Here is a 9,050-nt window from a genome sequence, read left to right as displayed (position 1 = left end):
TCCTCTCCATCTCCACCATCACCACCAATATCATCATTAGTGCTTACCGTAATACTTACATTGCCATCCTCAGCAACTGTAGCCGTATCATCATTCGCTACTGGTGTACCACATAAATCAGCAGAATTATCCGTAACATTAGAATTTAATGCTAAGCCATAGTCAACACCCGTTTCTGTAACCTGTCCATTTGCATCAACCGTTGCTGGATCTGTAGTTCCGAATTGATCTCCGTCTCCTCCATCTGCATTTCTATCATTATATTGTTCATTTGCATCAGAACAACCATCTCCATCTGAGTCTCCATCTAAATGGTTTGGTGTACCATCTCCATCAGTATCTAAAGCACAGAACATACTTGCAAAAGGAATATTCTGTCTAGTTATAGTACCAGGAAGTTCATATTCCAAAGTAACAGATTCTGCACCAAAATTCTCAAAAAATGTAATTACAAACTTATGTAAACCAGGAGATAAATATTTACTCCCAGACACAGTGACAACCCCATGAAGACCATCATTATCAATAACTTCTACATCATCTATAAATAATTTAGATCCATCATCTGAAGAAAGGTAGAAATTATAATTACCTTCTGTTGCTATATTAAAATATCCAGTAAATCTAAAACCGTAAGTATCATTTGTTGCTCCTAAAGAAGTAATTATAGCGTCAACATCAAGAGAAGCAAAAGTTCCTGTAGCATTAGCTCCGGTTGTTGGAATATTATCAACTGTATTTCCAGCAGGAGTTCCATCGTAATATTCATATGAAATTACTCCTGAACAATTTAATTCTGTAGTATCTAGAATACCATCATTATCATCATCTAAATCACAAGGATCAGGTACACCGTCTCCGTCTGCATCAACTGAATCATCTGCTCCATTACAAACATCACTTCCATTTAAAACACCATCATTATCATCATCACACTGATCATCGGTAGCTGTATTATCAATTGCAGTCCCAATTGTTTGCCCTCCTGAAGCTAAAGTTGGAATACCATTTCCATCAACAGCACCATTAATTACACCTGAACCGTTAATCTGAGACGCTAAAATATTCGCTCCTCCTTCTAAAGAATCGAAACATCCATCGTTATCAGAATCTAAATCCAAATGGTTAGGAGCGCCATCTGCATCTGTATCATCATATGTACAAAATTCTAAATTATCAAATACAAAAGTTACAGCACCATTATTGGCTACATTATTATCTTGTCTTTCTTTACTAGTAGTAATTTGGAAAGAAGATACAAATCCCGTTATTATCACATTAGAATAACTTCTGGTAGCATCTCCTCCATTAATAAATGAAGTTATTGTAGCTGAAGTAGAATTATTACCTGTTATTTCAAAGAGTAATCCATTAGGATTTGGGTCTCCTATATTAGTTCCATCATACCCAGTATTTGGTACAGTAGAAATTGGATCCGTTAAATCTCCAATAAACACATTATTAGAACCCGCAGGGCCTGATGATACTATCGTTACTTTATCTCCAGCATCTATTCCTGCCCATCTAAACTCCACATTTGCTACTGGTTCACTTAAAGTAAACGTGTAAACTATTGAATCTCCAGCCCCATCATCAACGCTAGTTCCTTGTACTCTAATACCAGTAGTTCCTTCTGTTTGTAATTGCGTTAATGTAGCCCCTGTAACTGTGGTTGTTAAATCGAGATTAACTCCATCTTGAGTATAAATATCATTGATTTGTCCAGCACCAAGAAAATCACCACTTGTTCCTGAATTTATAGCTCCAGAAGAACAATTTAAACCTTCTGTTGCATCTGTAATACCATCATTATCATTATCTAAATCACATCGATCAGGAACACCGTCACCATCTTGATCTGCTGTATCATCATAACCAGGACAAGCATCTGTTCCATTTGGTACTCCATCACCATCATCATCACATTGCGCATCTCTAGAATTATAATCTGTAGAAGTTCCTATTGCTTGACCAGAACCAGCTAATGTTGGAATTCCATTTCCATCTTGACCTCCAGTAATTCTTCCAGAACCGTCTACTTGTGCAGTTGTTATTGATCCTGCTCCTTCCAAAGCATCAAAACATCCATCATTATCCGAATCAGCATCTAAGTAATCTGGAGTACCATCTCCATCTGTATCTTGAGCTGTGCAAAATGTAAAATCACCTAAAGCTAATCCTTGATTAGCACTTGGTGAAGTTCCTATATTTCTATATCGTAACTCTAACTTTATAACCCATTCTTGTATACCATTGATAACAAAATTAACATCTGTACCTGTTCCTACTACATTATTCCCTGTTACAGTTTGACCTCCAGCTGTATATTCTGATGCTGCTAAAGTATGAGTAGACCCATCAGCTAGTGTAAAAATTATATCAATACTATCGATAAAGTTTGGACCTGTATCAACATCAAATATTGTAAATGCTAAATCATATACAGGCTGATCAAAAGTAAATGTATGTCTAGACTCTCCTAAACCAGGAGTTAAAGAACTCTGTAATAACGTGTATATTCCAGAACCCACACCTCCATAAAAATCATTAATTCTATATTGTTGATTTGCAAAAGCTGTAGTTACTTCTCTCTGTAGTGTAATAGTTACACCATTTGTAGATGTTAATACTGGACTAGTTAATGGATCTTGACCATTTGTTAAAATGGTCCCTCCTGAAGAATTTCCTGATGTGTAGTAAGTACTCCAATCTACACTTGTTCCTGATCCTGCACAAGTACCTAATTCAATTGAATCTATAATACCATCGTTATCATCATCTGCATCAACAGAGTTGTCTAGAGCATCACTATCAGTATTAGGAAAAGTTGTATCAGCTGGTGAAGGATAAATAGTTGCTATCCAACCAGCTTGAGTAACACTGATATCAGATGTAAAGACAAAATGTAACTGTGTACCAATTGAACTTATGAAACCAGAAGGCGGGAAATCATCACAATATTGTGCTAATAATGTTCCGGCTGTACTATTTCCATCATAAATTGATAATAAATCAAAGCAACCACCTCCTCCAAAACCTTCAACTGAAAACGAACTGAAATCCACTATAAGGGGACCTCCTGTAGTAGAAGACAAGGTAATAGCGTGATTTTCATTATCTAAATAATTACCACCTGTTCCTCCTGAGTCAGTAAAAGTTATTGTTCCTGAAACATTCTGATCTGGATCAGATATCCTAACTTGGGCATTAATCTGAACAATAGACACTAAGAAAAATAAAGCAAATACTAATTTTACTTTAAGGGATTTTAAAGGGTAAAAGTTCCTCATGTTGACAACTTCTATTTGAAAACTTACATAAACATTCTGTTACTTGTTGTCAAAAAATCAAAATAAGATAAATTGTTAAGATGGAAATCTTTTATACTAAAAACATGAAGAGTTACAAGTGAATTAATTACTTCCCTCCGTCTCAGACATTTAAAAGGTTTAAGACCCATCTCAGCAAATCATTTCAACTTACTGACAACGGGGGAACGTAACTTGCGCAAATATAAAAAATATTTTTATTTAATACATTAAAATAATATATATGTAATAAAAACATTTAATTCAACGCACAATCTTTTGACACAATAAAATAATTAAAGTCACGTTTTACAAATAAAAAAAACAAAAATTAGTTTAAATTATAGCTTACTAAGTTTTTGATAATAAAAATCTATACAAAAGAGAGAGGTAAATGCTTTTTAAGCGAAGAAATACAAACAGCCATGTTATTACATTAAACAAACAATAAAACCACTAAAAACACCTTATTTTAAGGTATTTGATTTTTAGAACAAAAAATTAATTTTTAAATAGTCTTATCACATCAATAAAGCAATCAACTTCTTCTTTTGTTGAAAAACTACTGAACGAAAAACGAATTGAAGTTTTCATTAATTCTTCCTCTGTTAAAAATTCTTTTAACACATGAGAAACTTTACTCCCTCCACTTTGACAAGCACTCCCACTTGAGGCAGCCACACCTTTTAAGTCTAAATTAAAAAGTAGCATTTTATCTTGCTTAGGAAAACGAACATTCAGGATTTTAGGAATACCTTTATCTACAGAAGAAGAATACCCATTAAATTTGACATCAGGAAACACTTCTTTGAGTTGTTCACACATATATTTCTTAATCCCCAAAATATGTTCAGAACTCTGAATCATTATACCAATAGAAATCTCTAATGCTTTCGCCATTCCTACAATAGCATGAATATTTTCAGTACTTGAACGTATACCTTTTTCTTGATTACCTCCTAAAATCATAGGTTTGATAACATGCTTTTTATCAAAATAAACAAAACCAATCCCTTTTGATCCATGAAATTTATGAGCACTTGCCACTAAAAAATCGATTGAAACATTTTTTAAATCAATGGGTAAATGACCTACTGCCTGAACAGCATCTGTATGAAACAATGCTTTGTACTCATCACATAAACTGGCAACTTCTTTATAAGGTAAAATATTTCCAATTTCATTATTTACCATCATTAAGCTAACTAATGTTTTTTCATCAGAATCTTTTAAAAGCTTATTAAGACTATTTAAATCCATCCCTCCCAATTCATCCAACTCAACATATCTAACCAATACACCATATTCCTTAGCTAGATTTTCAACTACATTTAACACAGCATGATGCTCTATTTTAGAAGTAATTATCACCTTAACCCCCAAATATTTAACAGCATTATTTAGCACTAAGTTGTTTCCCTCGGTACCACTTGAAGTAAAAATAATTTCAGATGAATTTGCTCCTATTGACTTTGCAATACTCTTACGAGAAGTCTCCAAAGCCACCTTGGCTTTTCTTCCAAATTGATGCGTAGATGAAGGATTTCCAAAATTATTCTTCATGCTATCCATCATAACATCAATTACTTCTTCATACATGAAAGTTGTGGCAGCATTATCAAAATAAACCTGTTTCATATTAAAAATTTACGCAAAAATACAATTTTACTAGTTCTGAAAAATATACACCTCGGTAGCTCCTAATCCATATTTTTGATAAGACGCATCATAATATTTTACATTATAGTTATTCAACAAAAAATGTAATTCTGTTTTTAGAACACCTTCTCCAACTCCATGGATAAATATAATTTTAGAAATTCTTTTTTGAATACAATATTCAATTTTCCTTTTAGCCGTTTCAATTTGAATAGTTAGTATATCATAATTATCCATTCCTTTTTTCGATTTCACCAGTTTTTCGATATGCAAATCCACCTCCATAACTACTTCATTTTTTGCTTTTTTAAACAATGAATTCTGTTTTTTTGGAAATTCTTTCACTTTCTCCTTTAACAAAGAACTATCCACAGATACTGATTTTAACAAATCACTCTGGCTAACTTCTATCTTAACCAATTCTGAATCTGTGAACCACATCTCCATTCCATCATTGGTCTTGACCAAAATTTTATTTTTTATGATTTTCGTTACGATTCCTTCAATAACATCATCTAAAACAGCAACTTTATTACCGATTTCTAAACACATACTTAACTTTAACTTAAAAATAAAATCCTGTTATCTTTCTTAATTTTGCAGTTACAATTGATGTACAAAAATACATTAACCCCCGGTAAAAGAATAATAAATAATGATTAAAACCACTAGTACTACAAGAGATTTTTTTGAATCAGCTAGAGAAGAATTAACACTTTCTGAAGAAAGAAAAAAATTATTACTTTCTATAGCGACTAAAATTGTAGATGAATTAGAAGACAGAGATAAGATTAACTTGAACTTTATATGCACTCACAACTCCCGTAGAAGTCAGATGGCTCAGGTATGGTCTTTTTATGCTAGTACTTATTTTTCATTAGATTCAATTTTTTCATTTTCAGGAGGAACTGAAGTAACAGCTTTCCACAGAAACACTGTTAAGTGCCTACAAAAAAATGGTTTTGAATTTAACGTTGATGATTTTTCACATCAAAATCCAAGATATTTAATAACATTTCACGGTACAAAAAAATCAATCTTAGGATTTTCTAAAACGTATGATAATCCGCATAATTCATACCCTTATATAGCTATTACCACTTGTAATAGTGCAGACCAAAATTGTCCTTTTATACCCGATGCAATTGAACGTTTTCATTTGCCGTATATTGACCCCAAAGAAGCAGACAACACTGAAAATCAGAACGAAAAATACCTAGAAACTAGCAAACAAATTGCAGGTGAATTATTTTTTGTTTTTGAAGAAGTTAAAAAATCAAAAGAAAAGTAATAATATTTCAACTAAATTTTAGTTGTTTTATCATACGGAATACTTTCTAGTATGTGCTCTATACAAGCAATTCTAGCTTCTGTTTTTCTATTTGCTTTGATGATTTTCCAGGGAGATAATTCTGTATTTGTTTTCTTAAACATTTTCTTTTTATATACAGTATAATTATCCCATAAATCTTGAGCCCTTTCATCGACAGGAGTCATTTTCCATTGCTTTAAAGGATCGTTTTTTATATCATCAAATCTTTTTTGCTGCTCTTTTTTTGAAATTGACATATAAATTTTCACCAATCTAATTCCAGATTGTAAGATCATTTTTTCAAAACCGTTTACCTGCTTCATAAATATATTGTATTGCTCTTCAGTACAAAATCCATTTACAGGCTCAACAACAGCTCTATTATACCAACTTCTATCTAACAACATTATTTCCCCAGCTTTTGGAAATTGCTCTACATAACGTTGAAAATACCACTGAGTTTCCTGATCTTCAGTTGGTTTAGGCAACGCTACAATTTTCATGAAACGAGGATTTATACGTTCTGTAATTCTTCTTATAGCTCCTCCTTTTCCAGCAGCATCTCTTCCTTCAAATAGTATAATAATTCTTTCACCATTCTTAATTGCCCAAGTTTGCAATCGGATTAACTCTACCTGCAATTCCTCTAATCGATCCAAATAATTAACATAACGCAAAGCACGTTCTACATTATAAGGCTCTCTTAAAAGAATTGACATAAATCCTTTTTTAGTATTTAATTTCTCAACAGCTTCTTCTGTTAAAACAAATTTTTTCTTCCTTGTTTTATTTTCTTCTTCCATTTTTAATCATTTTGAATTACAGACCTGTAATACCTCATTACTACATTCGGGTCAGGGTTTAAATTAGTTAACGCCTCTTCCTTACCTTCATAATCAAATTTCGACAACACATGTCTTATAGCTTCTAAACGAGCAACCTTTTTCTTATTGGTCCTAATAATAGTCCAAGGACAATACGTTGTATGTGTATTGGTAAACATCTCTTCTTTATAAAAGGTGTATTTATCCCAAAGCTCTTGTCCTTTTTTATCTACAGGACTAAACTTCCAGTGTTTTAAAGGATTATCCATTCGAGCATCAAACCTTTTCAACTGTTCGCTTTTTGTAATTGAAAGCCAAAATTTAATTACAACAACTCCATCTTCATACAACATATGTTCAAATTCTGGAACCTGCACCAAAAACTTTCTATATTGTGCGTCTGTACAAAATCCCATTACAGGCTCAACCACAGCTCTATTATACCAGCTTCTATCAAAAAAAACAATCTCTCCCGGATTTGGCAGCTCTTTTATATATCGCTGAAAATACCACTGCCCTCTTTCAACTTCTGTTGGTTTATTTAACGCAACTAAACGAGAAGATCTAGGGTTTAAGTGTTCCATAAACCTTCTTATATTACCGCCTTTACCTGCGGCATCTCTTCCTTCAAAAATAACAGCAACTCGTTTATTATTTTTTGCTATCCATTGTTGTAATTTTACCAACTCAATTTGTAGCAACCTTAATTCCTCAGTATAAAAAAGTTCTTTTTCAACACTACGAAAAGGTATGTTTTTCTCAGAAATTAAAGCTAACAATTCTTCGTTACTATTTACTCTTTCAAAATCTTCTACCGATAACTTTGGCTTATTTTCCATACTACTGTAATCTTTTACTAAAGTATAAATTCTTAAGAAGATTTAAAGCAATTTTTTATTAATTCATTACCTTTATTGCGGAACATATTTCTTTATGAAAAAAATTATTTTAATGTTTTTACTTGTAAGTTTTTCTGCAACAAGCTTTTCTCAAGTAAAATACAGAAGCGTTTTTAGCATTGCTAATGATAATGATTTATATATATCAACTACTCAAGACCGATATTACACTAATGGAACTTTCTTATCTTACAGCTTCGCAAGCAATACTTTAACAGAAAATCTGGTAAAAAAAATCTATTCGTTTGAATTAGGTCAGAAATTGTATTCACCTTTTAAAGCGAATGTTCGAGATATATCTGAACACGACAGACCTTTTGCGGGTTACTTGTATGCAGGAGCAGGCTTTAAAAAATTCTACAAAAACAATTCTTATTTTTCTTTGTCTGGCGAAATTGGAGTAATCGGTCCATCTGCTTACGGAGAAGAATCTATGAATTTTGTGCATAGCATCTATGGATTTAATGATGCTGATGGATGGAAGTATCAAATTAAAGATGCTTTTGCTTTAAATTTCAGTGTAGAATACCTTCAACCGCTTATGAAGGAACATAACTTTTTTGATCTAAACTGGAAAAATTCAGCAAATATTGGTTTCGTTTTTACAGACATTTCAACAGGACTATTTAGTAGAATTGGCACTAAAAAACTGCAACACGTTGCTAATTCTATAGGTTTTAATAGTAATCTAAACCATAAAGATTCAGAATTTAACAACGAAGTAGAAACCTTCTTTTACATTAACCCAATGGTACGTTTAGCAATATATGACGCAACCATTCAGGGAAGCTTTCTAACTGAAAACAACCCTGTTACTTATCAATTAAGACCTTTCGTTTTAACAACAGAAATAGGGTTTTGGTTTACTGCAAATCGATTCAATTTTAAATATATGATTGTACATCATACCAAAAAATTAGAAAGCACAAGAGTTCCTAATGGAAATCTTTACGGAGGCATTCAAATTAACTATCTATTCAACTAATCAACAATAAAATAAAAAGTGTTGATAAATTAATTTTAAAAATTAATGGAATAGAATATCTTT

General features: G+C 32.3%; 7 protein-coding genes. 2 read left to right on the top strand and 5 right to left on the bottom strand.

Translation table 11 applies throughout. From position 1 onward, the window contains the following. The 3 genes from EV195_RS06050 to EV195_RS06040 form a co-directional block, all read right to left on the bottom strand. On the bottom strand, positions 1-3,290 hold a 3,290-nt coding region (locus EV195_RS06050), incomplete at its 3' end, for a PA14 domain-containing protein (protein WP_207899769.1). Positions 3,291-3,809: 519 nt separating this feature from the next. Beyond that, positions 3,810-4,946, bottom strand: a complete 1,137-nt coding sequence (locus tag EV195_RS06045) for a cysteine desulfurase family protein (protein WP_132793957.1) — start codon at positions 4,944-4,946, stop codon at positions 3,810-3,812. Positions 4,947-4,976: 30 nt separating this feature from the next. After that, positions 4,977-5,519: a Smr/MutS family protein gene (locus tag EV195_RS06040; RefSeq protein WP_132793955.1), complete on the bottom strand. Its 543-nt coding sequence runs from the start codon at positions 5,517-5,519 to the stop codon at positions 4,977-4,979. Positions 5,520-5,622: 103 nt separating this feature from the next. Between EV195_RS06040 and EV195_RS06035 the strand changes: the two genes are divergently transcribed. Further along, a complete protein-coding gene (locus EV195_RS06035) occupies positions 5,623-6,258 on the top strand; it encodes a low molecular weight phosphatase family protein (RefSeq protein ID WP_132793953.1) in 636 nt (211 codons plus the stop codon). An 11-nt stretch (positions 6,259-6,269) separates the two neighbouring features. On the opposite strand, the gene ppk2 (EV195_RS06030) is transcribed toward EV195_RS06035, so the two are convergent. Then, a complete protein-coding gene (gene ppk2 / locus EV195_RS06030) occupies positions 6,270-7,082 on the bottom strand; it encodes a polyphosphate kinase 2 (protein WP_132793951.1) in 813 nt (270 codons plus the stop codon). Between the two features lie 2 nt (positions 7,083-7,084). Next, positions 7,085-7,942 (bottom strand): polyphosphate kinase 2, encoded by an 858-nt coding sequence (gene ppk2 / locus EV195_RS06025; RefSeq protein WP_132793949.1) that lies wholly within the window; start codon positions 7,940-7,942, stop codon positions 7,085-7,087. 94 nt (positions 7,943-8,036) lie between these two features. Between ppk2 (EV195_RS06025) and EV195_RS06020 the strand changes: the two genes are divergently transcribed. Beyond that, positions 8,037-8,987: a lipid A deacylase LpxR family protein gene (locus tag EV195_RS06020; protein WP_132793947.1), complete on the top strand. Its 951-nt coding sequence runs from the start codon at positions 8,037-8,039 to the stop codon at positions 8,985-8,987. The last annotated feature ends 63 nt before the right edge of the window (positions 8,988-9,050 follow it).

This window comes from Tenacibaculum skagerrakense, assembly GCF_004345825.1.
Lineage (GTDB): Bacteria > Bacteroidota > Bacteroidia > Flavobacteriales > Flavobacteriaceae > Polaribacter > Polaribacter skagerrakensis.
Note: the sequence above shows the minus strand (reverse complement) of the source record. Positions and strands in the feature narration are given on the sequence as shown.

Bases quoted from the DNA above. Each gene is read 5' to 3' on its own strand.
- EV195_RS06020 (WP_132793947.1), top strand. From the start codon at position 8,037: ATGAAAAAAATTATTTTAATGTTTTTACTTGTAAGTTTTTCTGCAACA.
- ppk2 (WP_132793949.1), bottom strand. From the start codon at position 7,942: ATGGAAAATAAGCCAAAGTTATCGGTAGAAGATTTTGAAAGAGTAAAT.
- EV195_RS06040 (WP_132793955.1), bottom strand. From the start codon at position 5,519: ATGTGTTTAGAAATCGGTAATAAAGTTGCTGTTTTAGATGATGTTATT.
- EV195_RS06045 (WP_132793957.1), bottom strand. From the start codon at position 4,946: ATGAAACAGGTTTATTTTGATAATGCTGCCACAACTTTCATGTATGAA.
- ppk2 (WP_132793951.1), bottom strand. From the start codon at position 7,082: ATGGAAGAAGAAAATAAAACAAGGAAGAAAAAATTTGTTTTAACAGAA.
- EV195_RS06035 (WP_132793953.1), top strand. From the start codon at position 5,623: ATGATTAAAACCACTAGTACTACAAGAGATTTTTTTGAATCAGCTAGA.